At 65.9% G+C, this 22,749-nt stretch carries 20 protein-coding genes; 6 read left to right on the top strand and 14 right to left on the bottom strand.

All coding sequences use genetic code 11. The features are described 5' to 3' along the window. Positions 1 to 51 precede the first annotated feature (51 nt). A complete protein-coding gene (locus QNN98_RS06950; RefSeq protein WP_283996626.1) occupies positions 52 to 1,233 on the bottom strand; it encodes an ROK family transcriptional regulator in 1,182 nt (393 codons plus the stop codon). 262 nt (positions 1,234 to 1,495) lie between these two features. Between QNN98_RS06950 and QNN98_RS06945 the strand changes: the two genes are divergently transcribed. The 6 genes from QNN98_RS06945 to QNN98_RS06920 all read left to right on the top strand — a co-directional run bounded on the left by QNN98_RS06945 (position 1,496) and on the right by QNN98_RS06920 (position 7,678). Then, positions 1,496 to 2,224: an amino acid ABC transporter ATP-binding protein gene (locus QNN98_RS06945; RefSeq protein WP_283996818.1), complete on the top strand. Its 729-nt coding sequence runs from the start codon at positions 1,496 to 1,498 to the stop codon at positions 2,222 to 2,224. Between the two features lie 48 nt (positions 2,225 to 2,272). After that, a complete protein-coding gene (locus QNN98_RS06940; RefSeq protein ID WP_283996625.1) occupies positions 2,273 to 3,223 on the top strand; it encodes a glutamate ABC transporter substrate-binding protein in 951 nt (316 codons plus the stop codon). A 101-nt stretch (positions 3,224 to 3,324) separates the two neighbouring features. Further along, the gene (locus QNN98_RS06935; RefSeq protein WP_227910867.1) at positions 3,325 to 3,969 is read left to right on the top strand and encodes an amino acid ABC transporter permease; all 645 of its coding nucleotides are present in this window, start codon (positions 3,325 to 3,327) and stop codon (positions 3,967 to 3,969) included. Then, positions 3,966 to 4,886: an amino acid ABC transporter permease gene (locus tag QNN98_RS06930; RefSeq protein ID WP_283996624.1), complete on the top strand. Its 921-nt coding sequence runs from the start codon at positions 3,966 to 3,968 to the stop codon at positions 4,884 to 4,886. Before QNN98_RS06935 ends, QNN98_RS06930 begins: the two co-directional genes overlap by 4 nt. A 12-nt stretch (positions 4,887 to 4,898) precedes the next feature. Beyond that, on the top strand, positions 4,899 to 5,933 hold the full coding sequence (locus QNN98_RS06925) for an asparaginase (protein ID WP_283996623.1): 1,035 nt from the start codon (positions 4,899 to 4,901) through the stop codon (positions 5,931 to 5,933). 41 nt (positions 5,934 to 5,974) lie between these two features. Then, positions 5,975 to 7,678 (top strand): copper homeostasis protein CutC, encoded by a 1,704-nt coding sequence (locus QNN98_RS06920; RefSeq protein ID WP_283996622.1) that lies wholly within the window; start codon positions 5,975 to 5,977, stop codon positions 7,676 to 7,678. A gap of 30 nt (positions 7,679 to 7,708) precedes the next feature. Here the strand turns inward: QNN98_RS06920 and dnaE are convergent, their stop codons facing one another. The 13 genes from dnaE to QNN98_RS06855 all read right to left on the bottom strand — a co-directional run bounded on the left by dnaE (position 7,709) and on the right by QNN98_RS06855 (position 22,749). After that, positions 7,709 to 11,248, bottom strand: a complete 3,540-nt coding sequence (gene dnaE / locus QNN98_RS06915) for a DNA polymerase III subunit alpha (RefSeq protein ID WP_227910863.1) — start codon at positions 11,246 to 11,248, stop codon at positions 7,709 to 7,711. Between the two features lie 87 nt (positions 11,249 to 11,335). Further along, positions 11,336 to 12,271, bottom strand: coding sequence for an RluA family pseudouridine synthase (locus tag QNN98_RS06910; protein WP_227910862.1), 936 nt, complete (start codon positions 12,269 to 12,271; stop codon positions 11,336 to 11,338). Further along, positions 12,268 to 12,852, bottom strand: coding sequence for a signal peptidase II (lspA, locus tag QNN98_RS06905; protein WP_227926579.1), 585 nt, complete (start codon positions 12,850 to 12,852; stop codon positions 12,268 to 12,270). The genes QNN98_RS06910 and lspA overlap by 4 nt, the downstream gene beginning before the upstream one ends. 266 nt (positions 12,853 to 13,118) lie before the next feature. Further along, entirely contained in the window at positions 13,119 to 13,781 is a 663-nt protein-coding gene (locus QNN98_RS06900) for a DivIVA domain-containing protein (RefSeq protein ID WP_227910852.1), read from the bottom strand. Positions 13,782 to 13,935: 154 nt separating this feature from the next. Next, positions 13,936 to 14,226: a YggT family protein gene (locus QNN98_RS06895; protein WP_227910851.1), complete on the bottom strand. Its 291-nt coding sequence runs from the start codon at positions 14,224 to 14,226 to the stop codon at positions 13,936 to 13,938. A 63-nt stretch (positions 14,227 to 14,289) separates the two neighbouring features. Further along, complete coding sequence (locus QNN98_RS06890) at positions 14,290 to 14,820, bottom strand: cell division protein SepF (RefSeq protein WP_227910850.1); 531 nt, start codon at positions 14,818 to 14,820, stop codon at positions 14,290 to 14,292. Between the two features lie 100 nt (positions 14,821 to 14,920). Beyond that, positions 14,921 to 15,673, bottom strand: coding sequence for a YggS family pyridoxal phosphate-dependent enzyme (locus tag QNN98_RS06885; RefSeq protein ID WP_227910849.1), 753 nt, complete (start codon positions 15,671 to 15,673; stop codon positions 14,921 to 14,923). Positions 15,674 to 15,706: 33 nt separating this feature from the next. Beyond that, on the bottom strand, positions 15,707 to 16,447 hold the full coding sequence (locus QNN98_RS06880; protein WP_283996621.1) for a purine nucleoside phosphorylase YfiH/LACC1 family protein: 741 nt from the start codon (positions 16,445 to 16,447) through the stop codon (positions 15,707 to 15,709). Positions 16,448 to 16,468: 21 nt separating this feature from the next. Then, on the bottom strand, positions 16,469 to 17,665 hold the full coding sequence (ftsZ, locus tag QNN98_RS06875; RefSeq protein WP_227910847.1) for a cell division protein FtsZ: 1,197 nt from the start codon (positions 17,663 to 17,665) through the stop codon (positions 16,469 to 16,471). Positions 17,666 to 17,920: 255 nt separating this feature from the next. After that, the gene (locus tag QNN98_RS06870) at positions 17,921 to 18,790 is read right to left on the bottom strand and encodes a cell division protein FtsQ/DivIB (RefSeq protein ID WP_227910846.1); all 870 of its coding nucleotides are present in this window, start codon (positions 18,788 to 18,790) and stop codon (positions 17,921 to 17,923) included. Beyond that, on the bottom strand, positions 18,780 to 20,186 hold the full coding sequence (murC, locus tag QNN98_RS06865) for a UDP-N-acetylmuramate--L-alanine ligase (protein ID WP_283996620.1): 1,407 nt from the start codon (positions 20,184 to 20,186) through the stop codon (positions 18,780 to 18,782). Before murC ends, QNN98_RS06870 begins: the two co-directional genes overlap by 11 nt. Next, a complete protein-coding gene (murG, locus tag QNN98_RS06860) occupies positions 20,183 to 21,304 on the bottom strand; it encodes an undecaprenyldiphospho-muramoylpentapeptide beta-N-acetylglucosaminyltransferase (protein ID WP_283996619.1) in 1,122 nt (373 codons plus the stop codon). The genes murC and murG overlap by 4 nt, the downstream gene beginning before the upstream one ends. After that, entirely contained in the window at positions 21,301 to 22,749 is a 1,449-nt protein-coding gene (locus QNN98_RS06855) for an FtsW/RodA/SpoVE family cell cycle protein (protein WP_283996618.1), read from the bottom strand. Before QNN98_RS06855 ends, murG begins: the two co-directional genes overlap by 4 nt.

Genomic DNA, 22,749 nt, shown 5'->3' with positions numbered 1-22,749 from the left:
CCCAGCCAAGCCTCCGGGGCCCCTACCAGTTCCGCTGTGCGTCGCCGGGCGTCAGGCCCGGAACTCCTCCCCGGAGAAGATGTCATCAAGCATCACGCGGGCGGCGCCGCGCAGGCCACCGGTTTGGGGATGCCGGGCGACCTCCACAACAAGTTCCGCAGTGGCCATGGGCGGACAATCCGAGTAGAGGGTCGAGCGCACCGCGGCAACGAAAACCGCTGAACCCGCCAAGACGCCGCCAAGGACCAGCCGGTTCGGATTAAAGAAATTAATGCTGGTTGCGAGGACACCGCCGGTCATCACTCCGGCGCCGCGCAGCAGTCCGGTTGCAGCGGGATGGGCGTCGCGGGCGAGGTCGATCATCGCCTCCACCGTCTGTACATCATGGCCCTGCAGCTGCATCTCGCGGACAAGCGCGGTGCCGGAAGCGAGCACGTCCAGGCATCCCGTCCGGCCGCAGGAGCAAGGCACCGCAGGAGCACCCTGCACCGCCGCATGGCTGATGTCCCCTGCCCACCCGTTACTGCCCTTGTACAGTTCACCGCCGGCAATGATCCCGCAGCCGATACCGGTGCCGGCTTTGACGAAAATCTGGTGCGGATAGGTGACCGGGTCGGTGCCGTTGAGCAGTTCCCCGGCAGCCATGAGATTGGCGTCGTTATTAACGATGACGGGCACCCCCAGCTCCCGCTGAATAATCTCCGCTGCGTTCGTCCCGTTCCAGCCGGGCATGCGGGACGGGGCAACAATGCGGGAATCAGCGCTCGACACCGGTCCGGGCACTCCCACCGAAACACCCCTTAGCCGGCCGGATCCCGTTGCCTCGGCCTGCTCGACCATGTCTTTGAGCCGGGCCGTTGCGGAAGTCAGGATAATCTCCGGACCAGCTGCAAGATCGAGGGCCGCATGGTGTTCAGCGAGGAGGTTACCGGCGAAATCGGCCACCCCGAACGAGGTGCGGTCAACGCCAAGGTCAATACAACCCACCAGCCCGGCATCCGCCCTGATTTCCAGGCGCCGCGGGCGGCGTCCGCCGCGTGATTCCCCCTCGCCAACCTCTGCAACGTGCCCCCGCGCGATCAAAGCGTCGATCCGCGTTGCCACCGTGGAGGGAGAGAGTCCCGTGGCTTTTGCCAGTTCCGCGCGGGATCCCGCGCGGCCCGTTCGGATAAGTCCGATCAGGTCCACAGTGCGGGAGGGGCCAGCAGCATTTCCGCTCAATCGTTCAGCCATGTTTTCCCAATCTGTTCGATAGCTCCCTCTTAACTTAGTCCAAGTTTATAGAGAGTTAATCGAAATATCTGTGAAACTTTTACCGCTTAGGTTTATTTCTGGAAAACCTCGGATAGTGTGTGGTGAGTCACACCAACGACAGAACACGGCGCCGCGGCCGGCTAAAGCTGCAGGTCCGGGTTCAGGAAAAGGCAGCTCGATGGCACTGGTTAATGATTCCTCCGGCCTCCGCGGACCCGTTGCTCCGGATAAGCCGGGTGCCATGGTGGTACTGAGGGATGTGCAGAAACACTTCGGTGAGCACCACGTCTTGAAGGACATAAACCTGAGCGTGGCCACCGGTGAGGTGGTAGTGGTGGTTGGCCCGTCAGGATCCGGCAAGTCCACCCTCTGCCGGTGCATCAACCGGCTGGAGACGGTAACCAGCGGGCAGATCCTCGTGGACGGCAAGGACCTGCCGGCAGAGGGCAGGGCGCTTGCGACGCTTCGCTGTGACGTTGGCATGGTTTTCCAGTCCTTCAATCTCTTCGCGCACCGCACCATCCTCGAGAACGTCACGCTCGCACCTGTCAAAGTGCGGCGCGTAGCCCAGAAGACGGCCCGGGCAGATGGAATGGCACTGCTTGAACGTGTTGGCATCGCCGACAAGGCCGACAGTTATCCGGCCCAGCTTTCGGGCGGACAGCAACAGCGCGCAGCTATTGCCCGCGCGCTGGCAATGCGCCCCAAGGTTTTGCTTTTCGACGAACCAACCTCGGCCCTGGACCCCGAAATGGTGACTGAGGTGCTGGACGTTATGGTCTCCCTCGCCCAAGAAGGAATGACCATGGTGGTAGTCACCCACGAAATGGGTTTCGCCCGGCGGGCCGCCGACCGTGTTGTTTTTATGGACGAGGGCCGCATCATCGAGCACGGCTCACCGGAACGGTTTTTCGCCCGTCCGGATTCTGAACGGGCGCGGGCATTCCTCTCCAGAATCCTTACTCACTGACCAACTATCAGCGGCGTCTGCCGTCCACATCAGAAGAAAGGCCACACCTTGCGCAGCACATCCCCCTTCCGGCGGCTCCTACCTGCCGTACTTGCACTGACTGCACTGCTGAGCGTTTCGGCTTGCGGCGGCGGCGATACCGCCGTCCCCGGAGCCGAAGCCGGCAGTTCGACCCAGCCCTCCAACCTTGAGGAGGTTTACGCAAACGCGGTCGTGGCCGACGCCGCAGCCATACTGCCCGAGTCCACCATGGCCCGGATCAAGGAACGCGGAACGCTGATCGTCGGGGCCGCGCTCGACGCACCGCTGCTGTCTCAGCAGGACCCCGCAAACCCCGAAAGCATCGAAGGATTTGATGCCGATCTCGCGAAACTGCTGGCTATCTACATCCTGGGCGAACCGAATATCAAGATCGTCCCGCCGGCGTCCGAGACGCGTGAAGCCCTGCTCCAAAACGGAACGGTCGACGTAGTGTTCAATACCTACACGATCACCGAGGAGCGTGCCGAGCAGATCTCCTTCGCAGGACCGTATCTGGAATCAGGGTTGGCCGTTGCCGTGAAAGGCGACAACCAGGACATCAACGGCATCGATGACCTCGGCGGAAAAACCGTTATTGTCGGCGCAAACACACCTGCAGTGACTGCCGTACCCGAAAAGCAGCCGACGGCCACCCTGGTGTCCTTCGGCACGGATCCGCAGGCACTGCAGGCACTCAAGCAGGGCCGCGGGGATGCCTATGTGCAGGACTTCACGCTCCTGGCCTCACACAGTGCAGATGACACCTCCATTAAGGTGGTGGGCCAGCCCTTCACTACGGAGTCCTACGGCATCGGCCTGAAGCACGACGATGAGGAATTCAAGGCCTTCATCAACGAATGGCTCCAGAAGATCCAGGCCGACGGCACCTGGGGCAAGGTGTGGGATGCCACGCTCGGCGAAGCCGTGGAGGCAGAGGCACCCAGCGCCCCCGAAATCGGTTCCGTTCCCGGCAGTTAGTCCGCCTGCCCGGCGCCCGGTGTCACTGCACACCGGGCGCCGCGGCAGCGCCGCCGGGCGCCGTACCGGGCATTCGCCCGCCGCATACTCAAAGGAAATAGATGGACATCTTTGCCGACAGTGCCGACGCCTTCCTCCATGCCCTTGGAACAACGGTTGTTATGGCAATCATCGCCGGGGCGGGAGCACTGATCCTCGGCACACTCGTGGCCGCCGCCCGGATCAGCCCCATTCCGCCCCTGCGGGCTGCTGCCTTTGCCTACGTGCAGTTCTTCGTCAATGTTCCCCTGCTTGCCCTCCTGATCCTTGCCGTCTTCGCGCTGCCGGACGCCGGTTTCATCCTGCCGCTCACCCCAACGGCCGTCCTTGTCCTCACGGCCTATGAAGCTGCATACGTTTCCGAAGCCATCAGAAGCGGAGTCAACACCGTGGGCCACGGACAGATAGAGGCCAGCCGCGCCCTGGGTTTCACCCTCCGGCAAACACTTGGCCTCGTCGTCCTGCCGCAGGCACTGCGGGCGGCCGTGCAACCCATCGGCAACGTGATGATCGCTTTGACCATGAACACAGCGCTGGCCGCTGCCGTAGGTGTGGTGGAACTGACGTCCGCAGCCAACAAACTGAACCTAGTTGAGGCACAGCCCATCCTGATCTTTTCCGCCGCGGGGTTGACCTACATGCTTCTTGCCCTCTGCATCGGACTCAGCGCCGGCCGTATCGAGCGAAAGGTGGCTGTTCTCCGATGACTACCGCCGTACCTGCCAAGTCCGCTGCCCGTACCCGCGTGCAGGCGCAGGCGACCCTGTCCCTCTATGACGAGCCGGGCCCGAAGGCCAGGCGGAACATACGTATATGGTCCGTGATCACAATCTTCGCGCTTCTGGGCGTGATTATCAGCGGGCTGATCCAGTTCGGTTCCAAAGGCCAGCTCCACCCGGACAAGTGGACGCCGTTCCTCTCCTGGCCCATCTGGCAGTACCTGTTCGTTGGACTGTGGGGAACTCTGCAGGCCGGAGCCCTCGTTGCCGTCCTGGGCGGGACGCTGGGACTCCTCCTTGCCCTCGGCCGCCTGAGCCGCTTCGCACCCGTGCGATGGATCTGCGCAGGCTACATCGAAACCGCCCGGACAATACCCGTGCTGTTGCTCATCTACCTGATGCTGTTCGGCCTTCCGCAGCTGGGCCTCAACTTCCCCCTGATCTGGAAGCTGGTCATCCCGCTCACCGTCGCCAACTCGGCTGCCTTTGCGGAGATTATCCGTGCCGGGATCCTCGGCCTCCCCCGCGGCCAGCGGGAGGCTGCACTCAGCCTCGGCATGTCGGAGGGGCAGGCAAGCCGTCTTGTTGTCCTGCCGCAGGCGCTGCGTTTTGCCACGCCGTCCCTCGTGACGCAGTTGGTAAGCCTCATCAAGGACACCTCGCTCGGATACATAGTGGCCTTCACGGAGCTGTTGTACCGCGGCCAGGTGCTCTCCGCCTTCAACGGTCTGCTCATCCAGACATTCCTCGTGGTGACCCTGGTTTATCTCGTCTTCAACGGCATCCTTTCCGCCCTCGCCGCCCGCCTGCGGACACGCCCTCCCAAACGAAGCCCGCGCCGGGCCGCTGCAGGACCGGTACCTGTGGCCGGCGCACCCTTTTCCGACCTCCCCCGCCCCCAGTAAAGGAGCACCCCCGTGGTATCCCCCGCCGCGCCTGGCACGGCCAGCGCCCGCATATCCAACGCTGCCGAGCATCTTGCCGAACTCGCCGTCGTCATAAGGTCCGGTGTCACTGAAAGCCGCCATTACGGTTGGCTGGCGGCACTTGACGCAAATGGAAACGTCGCCGCCAGCCTCGGTGCCAGCTCAGGGCAGGTGCTGCCGCGTTCGACCACCAAGCCGCTGCAGGCTCTTGCCTGCCTGCGCGCCGGCGCCGACCTGTCCGGCCCGGAACTGGCGATCGCCGCCGGAAGCCATACCGGGGAGGACGCCCACGTAGAGGCGGTGCGCAGCATCCTGGAGCGGGCGGGATTGGATGATTCCGCCCTTGCCTGTCCGGCCGATTGGCCCGAGGACGAAGCAAGCCGTGAGCGCCTGATAAGAGCCGGCAAGACGCGCTCCCGGGTCCACATGAACTGCTCGGGTAAGCACGCCGCCATGCTGCTGGCCTGCACCGCCAACGGCTGGGACACCGCAGGCTACCTGGACCCGGCCCATCCTTTGCAGCTCATGGTCCGGGACACCGTGGAACGCGCTACCGGCGTTCCGGTTGAGCACGCGGCCGTCGACGGATGCGGAGCGCCGCTGTTTAGCACCACGGTCCTTGGGCTTGCGCAGGCATTCCGCGCCCTCGTCACCGCGTCCCCCGGGACTCCGGAGCGCCTGGTAGCCGATGCCATGCGTGCCAACCCTTTCCACGTCGGCGGAACAGGGCATGCAAACAGCAGCGCCATGACCCTCGTACCCGGCGTCCTTGCCAAGGGCGGGGCGGAAGGGGTTATCGGCATGTCCGCGTCGACCGGCCAGGCAGTAGCCATGAAGATTGTCGACGGCAACCCGCGGGCAACCACCCTGATAGCCCTTAAGGTCCTGGAGGCCCTCGGAGTCGACACTTCCGGTGCCGGAGCACTGATGGACCTGCCGATCAACGGCGGCTCGGAACGGGTTGGCCGGATATCGATTGGTTCGGACGTTGCTGCCTGGGCCGAAAACCCGGTGCCCCGGTGGTGAGGTCAGCAAACGGGTGTACGCCTGCAGTGCGGCGCATAGCCGTGGAACTCTGCGTCGATGACGTCGACGGGGCCCTGGTGGCGGACCGTTCAGGTGCGGACCGGATCGAGTTGTGCGCAAACCTGGGCGAAGGCGGCACCACGCCGAGTATGGGTGCGGTTCTGGCCGTGCTGCGGGCGGTGAACCGGGTAGGCGTCCAAGTCATAGTACGGCCGCGCGGCGGCGATTTTGTCTACAGCGAAGCTGAACTCGAGACAATGTGCCGGGATCTGGAAGCAATCGAAGCCGCGGCGTCCGGGGCCGGCACCCCGGTAGGAGTCGTGACGGGTGTGCTCACCAGCGACGGCGAGGTGGATGTAACCGCCATGCGCCGGCTAATGGCGGCTGCAGGCACCCTCCCCGTGACTTTCCACAAAGCCTTCGATCTGGCACGGGATCCCTTTAAGGCGTACCAGGAGCTCACGCAGTTGGGTGTCCAGCGTGTCCTCACCTCGGGCGGCCCGCACCCGGCAGCCGAGGGCATCGGAGTGCTGGCTGAGCTGGTCCGCCTCTCCAAGGCCGCTCCGTCCGCGCCGTCGGTCCTGGTGGGTGGATCGGTCCGCCCTGCCAACGTGAGGGAAATTGTCGCAGCGACCGGTGCAGGCGAAATCCACCTGCGGGCCCAGACTCCGTCGCCGCGCATGGACGGAACGCTGCAGACAGACCCGGACATGGTCCGCAGCCTCTTCGCGGCGCTGGAGTCCGCAGCAGCAGACGGCTCACCCTCTGCTCCCCGTCACGACGCAGTGGTTCTCGCCGTGGATGTAGGCGGCACCAACATCAAGGGAGCGCTGGTGGCGGCATCCGGCCGGACCCTGCTCTCCCGTACCGTCCCGGCAGGTGTTACGGGCGACGAATCCATCGAGCGGATACTGGCCCTCGCGGAGGACCTCCGCGACTATGCGGAGGATGACGGCTGCGTTGTCGCAGGGGCAGGCGTCGTCACGCCGGGAATGGTGGACTCCCAAGAGGGAATCATCCGGTATGCCTCTTCCCTCGGCTGGTCCAACGTTCCGCTGAAGCGCCTCCTCACGGAGAGGCTCGGTGTCCCCGTCCACATAGACCATGACGTCCGAACCAGTGGCCTGGCCGAAGACCTTTTCGGAGCTTCACACGGTTCCGGCGACTCCGTGCTGGTTGCTGTGGGAACAGGTGTTGCCGCGTCAATCCAAAGCGGGGGCCATCGTATTTCCGGCGCGTCTGCCACAGCCGGTGAGTTGGGCCATATCCCGGTCCTACCGGACGGGGAACGCTGTACCTGCGGCCAGTTCGGCTGCTTGGAGGCCTACTTCTCCGGCGCAGGGGTGGCCCGGCGTTTCGCCGCCTCCGGGGGCGAGGCAGGGTTGGACGTGTCGGGCATTGTTGCCCGGCTGGGTATCGATCCACTGGCCGACCGCGTGTGGCGCGAGGGCATCACGGCCCTTGCGCTGGGACTCAAGACGCTGACCCTGCTGACCGATCCTGCCGTCATCGTCCTGACCGGCGGCGTGTCCCGCGCCGGGTCAGCCTTACTGGACCCGCTGCTCCGGGAGTTGTCCGGCTCACTCGCATGGCGGGATGCCCCCGATCTCCGTCTCTCCATGCTCGGGACCTCCGGCAGCCGGATTGGAGCAGCAGTCCTGGCGTTCAGGGCCGCCGGAATGGATAACGTGGTGAACCGCTGGACCACGGAGGACGTCCTGATGCCCGTGTCCAGCGCCAGCTAGGGCGCCGGCCCGGCCGGCCTGCCTAAACGCCTAGGCGTCCAGGCAGGCCGGACCCAGCAGCACCTTCAGGTCGCCGAACAACGACGGCGTAGGGTTCACCCGCATGTCCACGCCAAGCTTCATGACTTCCACGGTGCGGGAGCCGTTCAGCCGGATCTGCACCTCGGACGTGCCCGGGTGGGTGCGCAGCACGTCACCCAGCTGGGAGACCACCGTTTCCGTGGCCTTGTAGGTGGCCATCGAAATGACCACCGGCCCGGAGTGGCCCTCGCTGAGGTCGGGAACGGTGAGCTCCTGCGCGTTCAGGGTCACCGCGCCGTCGTCGCGGCGCTGCAGCCGGCCCCGGACCACCACAATCAGGTCCTCGGCCAGCACGGCCGCGATGGGACCGTAGACCTGGCCGAAGAACATCACTTCCATGGACCCGGCGAGGTCCTCGATCTCACAGCGTGCATAGGCGTTGCCGCTGTTCTTGGCGATCCGTCGCTGCAGCGAGGTGATCATGCCCGCAATGGTGACAATGGCGCCGTCGGGCGGCCCCTCCTCCCCCACGATGTTCGTGATTGAGGAGTCGGCGTGCTGGCTGAGGATGCCCTCCAGGCCCTGCAGCGGATGGTCGGAGACGTAAAGCCCCAGCATGTCGCGTTCAAAGGACAGCTTGTCCTTCTTTTCCCACTCCGGCAGGTCCGGGATATCGATGCTGATCGAGTCTTCCGGTTCCTGGTCCGTAATGGCCGCGAACAGGTCGAACTGGCCCACGGCCTCGTTGCGCTTGAGCACCACCACAGAGTCAATGGCCTCTTCGTGGATCATGGCCAGCGGACGCCGGGCATGGCCCATCGAGTCGAACGCGCCGGCCTTGATCAGGGACTCGATGGTTCGCTTGTTGCACACCACCGCGGGGACCTTCATCAGGAAGTCCTTGAAGTTGGTGTACGCGCCCTTTTCCTCGCGGGCGGCCACCATGGCCTGGACAACGTTGGCGCCGACGTTGCGGATGGCGCCCATGCCGAAGCGGATGTCCGTGCCCACAGGGGTGAAGTTCACCGAGGATTCGTTCACGTCCGGCGGCAGCACCGTAATGCCCATCTTGCGGCACTCGTTCAGGTACAGGGCCAGCTTGTCCTTGTCGTCGCCCACGGAGGTGAGCAGGGCGGCCATGTATTCGGACGGGTAGTGCGCCTTGAGGTACGCGGTCCAGTAGGACACCAAGCCGTAGGCGGCCGAGTGGGCTTTGTTGAAGGCGTAGTCGGAGAACGGGAGCAGGATGTCCCATAGCGCCTTGATGGCTGCCTCCGAGTAGCCGCGGTCCACCATGCCCTGGTGGAAGCCGGCGTACTGCTTGTCCAGCTCGGATTTCTTCTTCTTACCCATGGCGCGGCGGAGAATATCTGCCTGGCCGAGCGAGAAGCCGGCCACCTTCTGGGCAATGGACATCACCTGCTCCTGATACACGATCAGGCCGTAGGTGGTATCCAGGATTTCCCGCAGCGGCTCTTCCAGCTCCGGGTGGATGGGGGTGACTTCCTGCACGCCGGTTTTACGCAAGGCGTAGTTGGTGTGCGAGTTCGCGCCCATGGGACCGGGACGGTACAGGGCGATGACGGCGGAAATGTCTTCGAAGTTATCCGGACGCATCAGCTTGAGCAGGGACCGCATGGGCCCGCCGTCGAGCTGGAACACACCCAGGGTGTCGCCGCTGGCCAGCAGGTCGTAGGAACCCTTGTCGTCCAGCTCCAGCTTTTCCAGGTCCAGGTCCACGCCCTGGTTGTTCTTGATGTTCTCGATCGCGTCGGAAATGATCGTCAGGTTCCGCAGGCCGAGGAAGTCCATCTTGATCAGGCCCAGGCCTTCGCAGGTCGGGTAGTCGAACTGCGTGATCACCTGCCCGTCCTGCTCGCGCTTCATGATCGGGATGATGTCGATCAGCGGGTCCGAGGACATGATGACGCCGGCGGCGTGCACGCCCCACTGGCGCTTCAGCCCTTCGAGGCCCAAAGCGGTGTCGAAGACGCGCTGCGAGTCCGGATCGGACTTGAGCAGTTCACGCAGTTCGTCGGCTTCGCCGTAGCGCTTGGCGTCTTTGTTATGAACGTCCTGCAGGGACAGGCCCTTGCCCATCACGTCCGGCGGCATGGCCTTGGTGAGCCGCTCGCCCACGGAGAACGGATATCCCATCACGCGGGAGGAGTCCTTCAGTGCCTGCTTGGCCTTGATGGTTCCGTAGGTGACGATCATGGACACGCGGTCCGCGCCGTACTTCTCGGTGACATAGTGGATCACCTCGGAGCGGCGCCGATCATCGAAGTCGACGTCGAAGTCAGGCATGGAGACGCGGTCCGGGTTCAGGAAGCGCTCGAAGATCAGCCCGTGGTTCAGCGGGTTCAGGTCGGTGATGCGCATGGCGTAGGCGACCATGGATCCGGCACCGGAACCGCGGCCCGGTCCCACCCGGATGCCGTTGTTCTTGGCCCAGTTGATGAAGTCGGCCACCACCAGGAAGTAGCCCGGGAAGCCCATCTGGGTGATGATGCCGATCTCGTACTCGGCCTGCTTGCGGACGTCGTCGGGAATACCCTTCGGGAACCGGTAGTGCAGGCCGGTCTCCACTTCCTTGATGAACCAGGATTCCTCGTTTTCCCCGGGCGGGCAGGGGAAGCGGGGCATGTAGGACGCTTTGGTGTTGAATTCGACGTCGCACCGCTCGGCAATGAGCAGGGTGTTGTCGCACGCGTCGGGGTAGTCGCGGAAAATGGCCCGCATTTCCTCCGGGGACTTCAGGTAGAACTCGTCGGCGTCGAACTTGAACCGCTTGGGGTCCGCCAGCGAGGACCCCGACTGCACGCACAGCAGGGCCGCGTGCGCGGACGCGTCTTCGGCGTGGGTGTAGTGCAAGTCATTGGTGGCTACCAGCGGCAGCTGCAGCTCGCGGGCCAGCTTGACCAGGTCCGCCTGGACGTTGCGCTCAATGTCCAGGCCGTGGTCCATCAGCTCGCAGAAGAAGTTCTCCTTGCCGAAGATGTCGCGGAAATCCGACGCCGCCTGCACGGCTTCCTTGTAGAGGCCCAGCCGCAGCTTGGTCTGTACTTCACCGGAGGGGCAGCCTGTGGTGGCAATCAGGCCCTTGCCGTAGGTCTGCAGCAGGTCCCGGTCCATGCGCGGCTTGTAGAGGTAACCCTCGAGGGAAGCCAGCGAAGACATCCGGAAGAGGTTGTGCATGCCCTCGGTGTTCTCGGCCCACATGGTCATGTGGGTGTAGGCACCGGCACCGGAGACGTCGTTGCGTCCGCCGTCGCCCCACTTCACACGGGTTTTGTCCGCACGCGCGGTGCCCGGTGTCAGGTAGGCTTCCACGCCCACGATCGGCTTGATGCCGGCACTGCGGGCCTTGTTCCAGAAGTCGAAGGCGCCGAACACAAAGCCGTGGTCGGTGGTTGCCAGGGCATTCATGCCCAGTTCCTCGGCGTGGCTGAACAGGTCGGTCAGCCGTGCTGCGCCGTCCAGCATGGAATATTCAGTGTGGTTGTGAAGATGGGCAAACGATTTGGACGTACTAGTTGCTGAAGCCACCTGTACATTCTAGGCCCCGGCGCGGGAGCGCTTTGCCGCCGCCGCGCCGGGGCCTGCGTCACTGCCGGGCCGGGCCGGGGTCCGTGCCTAGACCTCGCCGCTGCGCAGGGCGTCGACGGCGTACTGAAGGTCCTGCGGGTACTCGCTGACGAACTCCACATGCTCACCGGTGCCGGGATGGGTGAAGCCCAGCTGTCGGGCATGCAGCCACTGGCGCGTAAGCCCCAGCTCGGCGGCAAGCTTGGCGTCAGCGCCGTAGGTGAGGTCACCGGCACAGGGATGCCGCAGGGCAGAAAAATGGACGCGGATCTGGTGCGTGCGCCCGGTTTCCAGGTGCACCTCCACCAGGGAGGCCTTCCCGAAGGCCTCCAGCACCTCATAATGCGTCACCGACGGCCTGCCGCCCTCGACCACGGCGAAGCGCCAGTCATAGCCCGGGTGCCGCCCGATCGGGGCGTCAATGGTGCCCTTCAGCGGATCGGGCAGACCCTGGACGACGGCGTGGTACATCTTGTCCACGGTCCGTTCCTTAAAAGCCTGCTTCAGCAGCGTGTAGGCGTGCTCCGTTTTAGCCACCACCATCACGCCGGAGGTGCCGACGTCGAGCCGGTGCACAATGCCCTGCCGTTCCGGAGCGCCGGACGTGGAGATCCGGTAGCCGGCAGCGGCCAGGGCACCCACCACGGTGGGACCGACCCAGCCGGGAGAGGGATGCGCTGCCACACCCACGGGTTTGTCGATGACCACGAAGTGCTCGTCATCGCCCAGGATCTTGAGGTCCTCCACCGGCTCGACGACGACGGCCAGCGGGTCCCGCTGTTCGGGGACGTCGGCGGTGATTTCCTGGCCGGCGTGCAGTTTGTCTGACTTGCCCAGCACCTTGCCGGCGGAACTGAAGTACCCGTCGGTGCACCAGGTTGCGGCAGTGGAGCGGGATACATCCAGCAGGCCGGCCAGGACGGCGTCCGCGCGTTTGCCGTCAGCTTCGGGCGGGACCGCGAACACGGCGTGCAACTCGTTCATCGCTGCTCCTCGCCGTCGTTGGCCGCAGCGGGTTCCTTGGCGGAAGGAAGCGTGCGTGTCCCGTCGAGGCTGATGCCGCGGAGGGTCAGCAGGCAGACCAGGATCACGCCGCACACCACGCAGGAATCGGCGATATTGAAGATGGCGAAATTGGGGAAGGCGATAAAGTCCACCACGTGGCCCTGCCCGAAGGAGGGCGCACGGAAGAGCCGGTCCGTCAGGTTGCCAAGGGCACCGCCGAGCACCAAGCCAAGGGCCGTGGCCCAAGCAAGCGAACGGACCCGGATCATCAGGTACACGAGGAAACCTGAAACCAGCACCATGATGATGGTGAACACCCAGGTGAACTCGGTCCCGATCGAAAACGCAGCTCCGGGATTGCGGATGAAATGCCACCGCAGCAGCGGCGGCAGGACATCGGTGACCTGTCCCTCGGTCATGGTACGCACTACCCACAGTTTGGTGAGCTGGTCCGCAACGAGGGCGGCGGCCGCCAGGGCGAGCATGGCGAAGGCCGCTTTGGCCTTGGCAGGACGCCTGGCTCCGGTGTCCTGCGGGGTGTCCGGTGAAGAGTTGGTCATGGTGCTTTCTGTACTGCTGGGCGGAGCTGGGGGCGGGAAACGAGCGGCGCGCTCAGGCGCCGGGAACAAATGCAGCGGGCCGGCGGCCGGGATGACCCGGCCGCCGGCCCGCTGGAGTGGTTGTTATGCCAACCCCGCACCCCGCCGGGGCCCGGCCCGCCGGCCCCCCCCCGCGGGGGGGGGGGGGGGGGGGCCCCCCCCCCCCCCCCCCGCCCCGCTGAAGTGATTCTTATCCGAACGCGGAACGCGGCCGGGACCTGACGCTGTTACGCGTCGGCGGTCTCCGAAGCAACCGAGCCGCGTGCATCCAGATCACGCAGCTGGCCTTCGATGTATGCCTTCAGGCGTGAACGGTAGTCACGCTCGAAGCCGCGGAGCTGTTCGACCTTGCGCTCCAGGACAGCCTTCTGCTGCTCCAGGGTGCTGAGGATCTTGCGGCTCTTCTCCTGGGCATCGGTGACGAGGCCGCTGGCTTCGATCTGTGCCTCGGCAATGATCTTGTCGCGCTGCTCGACGCCGGCGCTGACGTAGTCATCGTGCATCTTCTGGGCCATGGCCAGGATGCCGGCTGCGGTTTCGGTGGTGTTGCCTGCAGGTGCAGCCGGGGCCGCTTCCTGCTTGGGCTCGACCGGAGCGGGACGCTCCTCCACGCGGGGTGCTTCAACCTTAGGCTCAGGCTTGGGCTCTTCGCGGACCTGCTCGGTGGTGGAGGCGGCCGCGACGGGCGCGGGGACGGTCTTCTCCGATACGGAGCCACCGGCTGCCGCTTCTGCCAGCTGGCGGCGGAGATCTTCGTTTTCGGCGTTCAGCCGGCGCAGCTCCACCACGATCTCGTCGAGGAAGTCGTCGACTTCGTCCTGGTCATAGCCTTCCCGGAACTTGGTCGGCTGGAACCGCTTGTTGACAACATCTTCTGGCGTCAGAGCCATCTGGTCACCTCATACTGGATTATAAGATTCGCCTGCGTGTCAGGCAGGCGGTTCTACGTAGAGAATTTCGGACATACAAAAATCTGGGGTTGTATCAATTTTCACAGTATATCTTTTGGGGGCCGAAAACTAACCGGCCCCCAGCGGGCCCGACCTAGCGGGCCACGCCGGCGACAATCTGCGTCAGGATTGACACGATGATGAACAGGACCAGGAACGCGAGGTCCAGTGCCACCCCGCCAAGGCGCAGCGGCGGAATAATGCGGCGGAAAAGCCGTACCGGCGGATCGGTGACACCGTAGATGGCCGTAGCCAGCACGAGTGCCGGGCCCTTCGGGCGCCACTGGCGGGCGAACATCTGCACCGCGTCGTAAACGATCCTCAGGATCAGGGCGAGCTGGAAGAGCACCAGCACCAGATACACCAGGGGAAGAATGATATTCACGCGAAGGGTTTCATTTCCGGAAGTCGGTTGGCAGCCCCCGCGTCCCGTTGGAACGGGAGCACGTTAGCTCTGGTTGAAGAAGGTGGACTGCGACTCGCTGATCTTCTTGTCGTCCCCAAGGACCTCCACGTGTGAAGGCGACAGGAGGAAGACCTTGTTGGTCACGCGCTCAATGCTGCCGCGCAGTCCAAAGACCAGGCCGGCGGAGAAGTCCACCAGGCGCTTGGCATCTGCTTCGCCCATGTCGGTGACGTTCATGATGACCGGGATGCCGTCCCGGAAGCTCTCACCGATGATTTTGGCATCGTTGTAGGAGCGCGGGTGGACAGTGGTGATCTGCCGAAGGCCGGAAACATCCTCGCGGGATGACGGGGCACGCTTGATGGGTGTCACGGGTGCGCGGTACTCCTCGACTGCATTGCGGACAACGGGTGCGGGAGCGGGTTCGGGGTCCAGCTCCTCTGGTTCGTGAATGGGAGCATAGTCTTCGTCCCGGACCGGGGCTTCCCGCAGGTTCCGCTGCTCGGACTCGTAGTGCTCGTCACCATCGGCGAGCCCAAGGTAGATCATTGTCCTGCGCATTGCGCCAGCCATGGTTGCTCCTCTAATCCTTCAACGCCGCAGCTGCCCGTGGTTCCGGCGCTTCCCCGGGCTACATGCCGGGCGGCGGCTTTGTGATGTTCTTACTTCGACGCTACCGCACGGGCGGGCGCGGGCCCAGAACATCGGAACCTATTCGCAGGTGTGTCGCCCCGTTGGCCAGTGCGGCTTCCAGGTCCGAACTCATACCGGCGGAGATGCCCCGCGCCCCGGGGTGGTCCTTTTGCAGCCGCTCCGAGAGCCCGCGCAGCCGGGCAAACGCCTCGGCGGGGTCCCCGTCCAGCGGAGCCACGGCCATCAGCCCGGACAGTTCCAGTCCCGGGGTGCCGGCCACCGCGTCCGCCAGCTGCGCCAGTTCCTCCGGTGCCGCTCCCCCGCGGCCGGGATCTGCCGCCCGGGCATGCTCCGTGCGCAGGTCCACCTGCAGGAAGCAGCGCAGGTCCTGCCTGACCGGCAGCGACTCCCCCGCCCGGCGTTGCTGCTCTGCCGCCATGGCCTTGCCAAGCGCAGTCACGAGCGACAGGCGGTCCACGGAATGGACGGAGGAGGCATACCGCACCACTGACTTGGCCTTATTGGACTGCAGCTGGCCGATGAAGTGCCAGTGAAGACCCAGCCCGTGCAGCTGTGCGGCTTTGGCCGCCGCCTCTTGGTCCTTGTTCTCACCCACCTCCCGCACGCCGAGTCCGGCGAGGATTTCGACGTCGGAGGCCGGGAAGTATTTGGTGACCACAATCAGGCGGGGCTCACCGGAGCGTGCCGGGCGGTCGGCGGCGGCAATCCGGGCGCGGACCCGGCCCAGCCGGTCCGCGAGTTCGACGGCCCGGGATGAATGCATAGATGTCATGGTTCTTTCATTGTCTCAGCCCGCTGCCGGCAGTTAGGCGCGGCGCCAGATGATCCCGGCGAGGCGTCCGGTGGCCGGATTGCGGCGGTGCGAGAACAGGTCCTCGTTCTCCATGGTGCAGCCGGGGATCCGTTCACTGCGGACGCCCAGCGCAGCCAGCTGCGCTTCGGCGCCTGCCGGAAGGTCCAGGGCGGGTGTACCGCTGCGGGTGCGTGACACTGCTGCCGGATGCAGGGCCGCGGCTCCGGCCTGCATGTCTGTCGGGACTTCGTAGCAGGTCCCGCAGACGCAGGGCCCGATCCAGGCTTGGATGTCCGTACCGCCGGCCGAGCGCATTTGTTCCACTGCGGCCGGCAGGATGCCGTCCAGCAGGCCTTTGCGGCCGGCGTGGACGGCGGCGGTCACGGGGTTCCCGGCCGGGCCTGCGCCCGCGAACAGGACGGGCATGCAGTCTGCCACCAGGACCGCCAGCGGAACGCTGCCCCCGATGCTGATGAGTCCGTCCGCGGTGGGTGCGGAAGTATCCGCTCCCCCGGCATCACCCGGGGCCGAGGCATCCACTACCCGGGCCGAGTGGACCTGGTTCATGAACCGCAGCGAGCCGGGCGCTACGCCCAGCTGGGATTCAAGCGCGGCCCTGCGCTGCAGGACGGCGGCAGGGTTGTCCCCTACATGCAAAGCGAGGTTGCCCGCGGAGGTGTTGGTGAAGCCCGCCCACAGGTTGTCGCCAACCTGCCGGTGCCACCAAAACATCCGGGACAACCCCGCTGCCATGCTCAGCTGTTCCTGCGGTTCCTACTTGAGGAAATCGGGGACGTCGAGGTCATCCGGACGGCCGGTGGACAGATCGGACTCAACGACGGCCGGAAGGTCGATGTCGAACCCGGCGTCTGCCGGGACGTCGCTGTGCTGGTGGGACCGCTGCGACCAGGCCGAAAGTCCTGCCGACGCCGGTGCTGCAGCAGCGTAGCCGCCTGCGGCCGGAGCCGAAGCCGGCGGGGTGGCCGGCTCAGCGGGCTTGTGCGAAGCCGGCTGGGAAGTGACGTCCACCTGGTCGAAACCGGCGGCAATAACCGTAACGCGTGCTTCGTCACCCAGGGCATCGTCAATGACGGCACCGAAGATGATGTTGGCTTCGGGGTGCGCCACTTCCTGGACCAGGCGGGCTGCCTCGTTGATTTCGAAGAGGCCGAGGTCGGAGCCGCCCTGGATGGACAGGAGTACGCCGTGGGCACCGTCGATGGAGGCCTCAAGCAACGGAGAAGCTATTGCCAGCTCGGCTGCCTTGACGGCCCGGTCCTCACCGCGGGCCGAACCGATGCCCATGAGGGCCGAGCCGGCGCCCTGCATGACGGACTTCACGTCGGCGAAGTCGAGGTTGATCAGACCCGGGGTGGTGATCAGGTCGGTGATGCCCTGCACGCCGGAGAGCAGCACCTGGTCGGCGGAACGGAAGGCATCCAGCATGGACACGTTGCGGTCGCTGATCGAGAGCAGGCGGTCGTTGGGGATCACGATCAGCGTGTCCACTTCGTCCCGCAGGGTATCGATGCCCGATTCCGCCTGGTTGGAGCGGCGGCGGCCTTCGAAGGTGAACGGGCGGGTGACGACACCGATGGTCAGCGCACCCAGGGAGCGGGCGATGCGGGCAACGACGGGAGCGCCGCCAGTGCCGGTTCCGCCGCCTTCGCCGGCGGTAACGAAGACCATGTCGGCTCCGCGCAGGACTTCCTCAATCTCTTCGGCGTGGTCCTCAGCTGCCTTGCGGCCGACCTCGGGATCCGCGCCGGCGCCCAGGCCGCGGGTGAGTTCGCGTCCAACGTCAAGCTTGACGTCGGCGTCGCTCATCAGCAGAGCCTGCGCATCGGTGTTGATGGCGATGAACTCCACGCCGCGGAGGCCAACATCAATCATCCGGTTTACGGCGTTCACGCCACCGCCGCCGATGCCGACGACCTTGATGACGGCCAAGTAATTCTGCGGTGCTGCCACGTCCTGTGTCCCTTGTTCGAATCTCTGCAACTTTTTAGTGTTCTGCAACTGCCGGCCCGGGTAAACCGCCGGGACCTCCCCTTGGAGTCCCTGCGGCTGCCCGGCCGAAAACCTTGAACCTGACCAACCCTAACCCTCAGCTTGAGAGTTATAGTTATGTCAAGTAATCCTCTACCTGAGACGCTATGGGGCCAGCGCTGCTTCTGCAATTACCGGCCCCGCGTGTCGGCGGATTCTTTCTGCGCCTCTTGCGGATCAGCGGGTAACCGGCCGGTCCGGAGTGCTCACGTCGTAGACCTGCACGGGCGGATCCGTCGGTGCCATCCGCATCAGCGCTTCGAGGACACGCGCTTTGGCCGCATTGTCGTCGGCGCTCCCCCAGAATACCGTCTGCCCGCTCGCCAGCTTCAGTTCCACGGAGTCCACGGTCTGGGCCGAAGCACTTTCCAGCAGGGCCAGGACATTGGTCGGCAACGCGGCAAGCACCGAGGTGATGCTGGGGAAAACCTGCGCATTCACAGCCTCGGCACCGCCGTCGATCAGCGGCAGCGGCACCGCCGCCCGGTCAGCAGCGGCTGCAAGGCGCCTGCCCTGCTCATCGATCAGCGCCAACTGCGGACCGTCCTGCAGGACGGCCACCGGAACGCGCTCGGTGACGGTGACCACCAGTGTGGACGGCGGCTGGGCCGCGACGTCGATCTTCTCGATTTCCGGGCGGTCCCGCAGCAGCGCTTCAACGTCCCCGTCGGAAATGGTGGGCAGCGTCTGCCCTTTCAGGGGCTCGAGCGCGGCTTCGGCCTGCTCGCGCGGCAGCAGTACCGTGCCCTCCACCACCACGGTCTTCAGCGCCAAGACAGGCGAATAGACCAGGAAAACGAAGAACAGGGCCACGGCTGCCAGCGCGGACACAGCAGTGATCCATACGATCCGGCGACGGCGCTTGCGCGGAGGCTCGGGAAAGGCCAGGACGGTGCCTGCCGGGCGGGGGGCACCCTTGGCCCCGCCGGTCCTGCCGGCTCCCCTTGCCCCGTTGCCCGGGGCGTGCGTAATTTCGTCCCGAGGGTCCAGCGCCCGGGTGGCGGTAATGATCTCGGCGTCGCCTCCGGGGCGCTTCCTACCGGCCATGGACGGCTTTCCCGGCGGCCAGCCGGCGGACCAGTTCGCTGCCCAGGGCCGTGACATCGCCGGCGCCCACGGTGAGGATAATGTCCCCCTCGCCGGCGTTGTCCGCCACCTGCGCCACGGCTTCGTCCGCAGAGCCGGCGTAGCCGCCGGGCACGTGCAGCCGCGAGGTGATTAGTTCGCTGGTGACCCCGTCAATGGGATCTTCACGTGCGGGGTAGATATCCAGCACCGTGGCGGTGTCCGCCAGGTCCAGGGCAGCCGCGAACTCGGCCGCGAAGTTGCGTGTGCGGCTGAACAGGTGCGGCTGGAACAATACATGCACCCGGTGAGAGCCGGCTACGGTCCGGGCGGCCTTCAGGGCCGCGTTCACCTCGGTTGGGTGGTGCGCATAGTCGTCGAAGACCTGCACGCCCCGGGCGCTGCCGCGTGGTTCGAAGCGCCGTGCCGCACCGGAGAAGGTGCCCAGTCCCGCCGCGGCGGCCTGCGGGTCGACGCCCAGTTCCAGGGCGACGGCGAAGGCCGCCGCCGCGTTGAGGATGTTGTGGGCGCCCGGAACCTGCAGCGCCAGCTCCACCTGGGATTCGGTTCCGTCCACCGTGAAGTGCAGCGTGCTGACCGACCCTGCGCCCGCGGCGCGGGTATCCGAGACCCGGACTCCGGCCGTCGCCGCGTAGCCGTAGGTCAGGACCCGCGGGGCACCGCTGCGGTCGGCCAGCGCGCTGGCGCCGGCGTCGTCGGCGCAGGCAATCAGCAGTCCGCCGGCGGGCAGCAGGGCCGCAAACGCGTCAAAGGAGGCGAACACCGCTTCTTCGGTGCCGTAATGGTCCAGGTGGTCCGCTTCGACGTTGGTCACCACAGAGACCCGCGGGCTGTAGTTCAGGAACGAAGCGTCGGATTCATCGGCCTCCGCCACGAAAACCGGGCCGGTACCGTGCATGGCGTTGACGCCTAGCGCGGCAACGTCGCCGCCGATGGCGAACGAAGGGTCCAGCCCCGCTTCGCGCAGCATGACCGTCACCATGGCGGAAGTGGTCGTTTTGCCGTGGGTTCCGGCCACGGCCACCAGGTCCTGCGTCCCCATGGCCGCGGAGAGCGCCACCGACCGGTGGATGATCCGCAGCCCGCGGGCACGGGCCTCGGCCAGTTCGGGGTTCTGCTCGCGGATGGCCGTGGAGACCACAACGGTGTCTGCGTCCGCCACGTGTGCGGCGTCGTGCCCGACGTAGACCGTGGCACCCAGCGCCTCGAGCGCGCGCAGCCCCGGGGAATCCTTCGCATCGGAACCGGAAACAGGCACCCCCTGGGCTACGAGCACCCGCGCCACGGCGGACATTCCCGCGCCGCCCAGGCCGATGAAGTGTACCTGTCCCAAGTCACTGGGGTTGAGCCGGTTCATGCCTTTGACCTATCGCTTGCTTCGAGAATAAATGCCGCCATCCGCTGGTCCGCGTCACGGATTCCCAGGCTGGACGACGCCCGGGACATGGCGTCCAGTGCTGCCGGATCGGCCAGCAAAGGTATCAGCCTGCCCGATATCCATTCGGCTGTGAAGAGTGGGTCGGCCACGGTGAGCGCACCGCCGGCAGAGACCAGGGCCTCGGCGTTCAGTGCCTGTTCACCGTTGCCGTGCGGCAGCGGCACCAGCACGGCGGGCAGGCCCACGGCACTGATCTCGCAGACCGTGCCTGCGCCGGAGCGCGCCAGCAGCAGGTCCGCTGCCGCGTAGGCGGTCTCCATCCCGTCCACGTACTCCACCTGGGTGTAGCCGGGGGCGGCCAGCGGCCGGCCGGCAGCATCCAGCAGGGACTTTCCGCGGCCGGTGATGTGCAGGGTCTGGATCCCGGCGGCTGCCAGTGCCGGGAGGGCCTGTTCCACGGCACGGTTGATGCTGGCGGCTCCTGAGGACCCGCCGGTGACCACCAGTGTGGGCATGTCCGGTTTCAGTCCCAGCGCGGCACGGGCACCGGCCCGGGCAGCGTTCCGGGCAGCGTTCCGGTCCAACGAGGAGATTTCCCGTCGCATCGGCATGCCCACCCACGTGGCCTTCGGCAGGCTGGTGGCTTCGAAGGCGACCCCGGTGACGGCGGCAAAGCGGGCACCCACGCGGTTGGCCAGGCCCGGACGGGCGTTGGCTTCATGGACAATCACGGGCAGTGAGCGGCGGCGGGCCGCCAGGTACACCGGCGTGGAAACGTATCCGCCCACGCCCACGACGACGTCGGCCTGTGCAGCGTCCAGGATCGCACCGGCCTGCTTCACGGCACGCACCAGACGGGCCGGGAGCTTCACCAGGTCCGCCGAGGGACGGCGGGGCATGGGCACCCGGTCAATGGTGGCCAACTCGTAGCCGGCAGCCGGGACCAGGCGCGTTTCCATGCCTGACGCCGTTCCCACCACGGTGATGCGGGCGTCGGGGCGCTGCGCGGTCACGGCGTCTGCAATGGCCAGCAGCGGGCTGATGTGCCCGGCGGTGCCGCCTCCGGCCAGGACTACGGACAAGGGGTGCTGCGTCATGGAGCTGTTGGTTCACTTTCAGGAATTTTGCGGGCAAAGGAAAGCAGGACGCCGATGGCCGCGAGGGTGAAGGTCAGGGACGATCCGCCGTAGGAAATGAAGGGCAGCGGAACACCGATGACAGGCAGCAGGCCGGTGACCATGGCGATGTTCACAGCCGCCTGGCCGATGATCCAGACCAGGACGGCACCGCATGCGATCCGGATGAAGGGGTCCGTGTGGCGCATGGTTACCCGGACGGTGGCGATCGCCAGCACGGCAAACAGGCTGACCACCACGAGGGTGCCCAGCAGGCCGAACTCCTCGCCGATGATGGCGAAGATGAAGTCGTTGTGTGCTTCGGGAATCCAGTTCCACTTCTGCCGGCTCTGCCCGATGCCCACGCCCAGCCAGCCGCCGGACGCCAGGGCGTACATGCCCGCGTTGGCCTGGTCACACAGTCCGGTGCCGCAGTCCAGCTTCAGCCAGGCGCTGATTCGGCCGGACCGGTTGCCGCTGAGCGCAGACATCAGCAGGGCTCCGAAGGCTGCGGCAGCGGCGAGGGCAGCCAGGAACCGCCCCGGGGCGCCGGCGAAGAACAGTGCGGCCACCATGATCAGGCCCATGATGATCACGGTGCCAAGGTCGCTGCCGGCCATGACCAGCACAATCAGGATGCCGCCGCCGGGCACCACCGGGATCAACGCATGCTTCCACTCAGTGAGCAGCCGCCCCTTGCGGGAGAGCACGGCCGCAAACCAGATGGCCATGGCCAGCTTCGCGGCTTCCGACGGCTGTCCGGTAATGGGACCAATCTCGATCCAGTTCTTGTTGCCGTTGACTTCCTTGCCGATCGCCAGCACCAGGATGAGCAGGAAAATCGCGAGGAAGTACAGCGGCCAGGCCAAGACCCGGTAGTGGCGGGTGGTCAGCCGTGAGAGCACCAGCATCGCGATGACGCCGGCCGCTGCGAACATGGACTGCTTCAGGAACAGGTCGAACGTGGTGGCCGCTCCGGCGTCGCTTCCGGCGGCTGCAGCGATGGATTCAACCGAGGAGGCCGAGAGGACCATCATCAGGCCAATGGCCGTCAGCGCCAGCGTGGCGCCGAGGATGGTGTAGTAGCTGGAACCGGTGGCAAGGCGGCCGCTGCCTTCCAGGAAAACCATAAAGCGTTCCCGGCGGGAGACCGGCTTGGCGGCGGCGGCTGCCGTCTCCGCGGCCCTGCTGGCCGTGGCGGTCCTGTCCGCTTTGCCTGCGGAGGACCTGCCCGCGGAGGGCCTGCCCGCGGAGGGCCCGCCCGCTGAGGCCCGGCCGGAAGACGGCCGGGGTGCGGAGGAGGCCCGGCCGGCGCCGGACGCTGCCCCGCCAGTCCCTGATACCGCGCCCGTTCCGTTACTGGATCCCGCGCCCGGATTCCGGCGCAGGACCGGTTTGCGCTTGCTGCCGGTGGGCGTGGTGGCCAA

The sequence above is a fragment of the Arthrobacter sp. zg-Y1143 genome, from assembly GCF_030125565.1.
In the GTDB taxonomy this organism is placed as follows: domain Bacteria; phylum Actinomycetota; class Actinomycetes; order Actinomycetales; family Micrococcaceae; genus Arthrobacter_B.
This window is presented reverse-complemented; position numbering and strand designations above follow the sequence as displayed.

What these genes read in the sequence shown, in the direction of transcription:
- QNN98_RS06880 (WP_283996621.1), bottom strand. Translation starts at nt 16,447, where the DNA reads ATGGCAGCGGGGTTGTCCCGGATGTTTTGGTGGCACCGGCAGGTTGGC.
- QNN98_RS06950 (WP_283996626.1), bottom strand. Translation starts at nt 1,233, where the DNA reads ATGGCTGAACGATTGAGCGGAAATGCTGCTGGCCCCTCCCGCACTGTG.
- murG (WP_283996619.1), bottom strand. Translation starts at nt 21,304, where the DNA reads ATGACGCAGCACCCCTTGTCCGTAGTCCTGGCCGGAGGCGGCACCGCC.
- QNN98_RS06945 (WP_283996818.1), top strand. Translation starts at nt 1,496, where the DNA reads ATGGTGGTACTGAGGGATGTGCAGAAACACTTCGGTGAGCACCACGTC.
- QNN98_RS06870 (WP_227910846.1), bottom strand. Translation starts at nt 18,790, where the DNA reads ATGGCCGGTAGGAAGCGCCCCGGAGGCGACGCCGAGATCATTACCGCC.
- murC (WP_283996620.1), bottom strand. Translation starts at nt 20,186, where the DNA reads ATGAACCGGCTCAACCCCAGTGACTTGGGACAGGTACACTTCATCGGC.
- QNN98_RS06890 (WP_227910850.1), bottom strand. Translation starts at nt 14,820, where the DNA reads ATGGCTGGCGCAATGCGCAGGACAATGATCTACCTTGGGCTCGCCGAT.
- QNN98_RS06910 (WP_227910862.1), bottom strand. Translation starts at nt 12,271, where the DNA reads ATGAACGAGTTGCACGCCGTGTTCGCGGTCCCGCCCGAAGCTGACGGC.
- lspA (WP_227926579.1), bottom strand. Translation starts at nt 12,852, where the DNA reads ATGACCAACTCTTCACCGGACACCCCGCAGGACACCGGAGCCAGGCGT.
- QNN98_RS06885 (WP_227910849.1), bottom strand. Translation starts at nt 15,673, where the DNA reads ATGACATCTATGCATTCATCCCGGGCCGTCGAACTCGCGGACCGGCTG.
- QNN98_RS06935 (WP_227910867.1), top strand. Translation starts at nt 3,325, where the DNA reads ATGGACATCTTTGCCGACAGTGCCGACGCCTTCCTCCATGCCCTTGGA.
- QNN98_RS06900 (WP_227910852.1), bottom strand. Translation starts at nt 13,781, where the DNA reads ATGGCTCTGACGCCAGAAGATGTTGTCAACAAGCGGTTCCAGCCGACC.
- QNN98_RS06930 (WP_283996624.1), top strand. Translation starts at nt 3,966, where the DNA reads ATGACTACCGCCGTACCTGCCAAGTCCGCTGCCCGTACCCGCGTGCAG.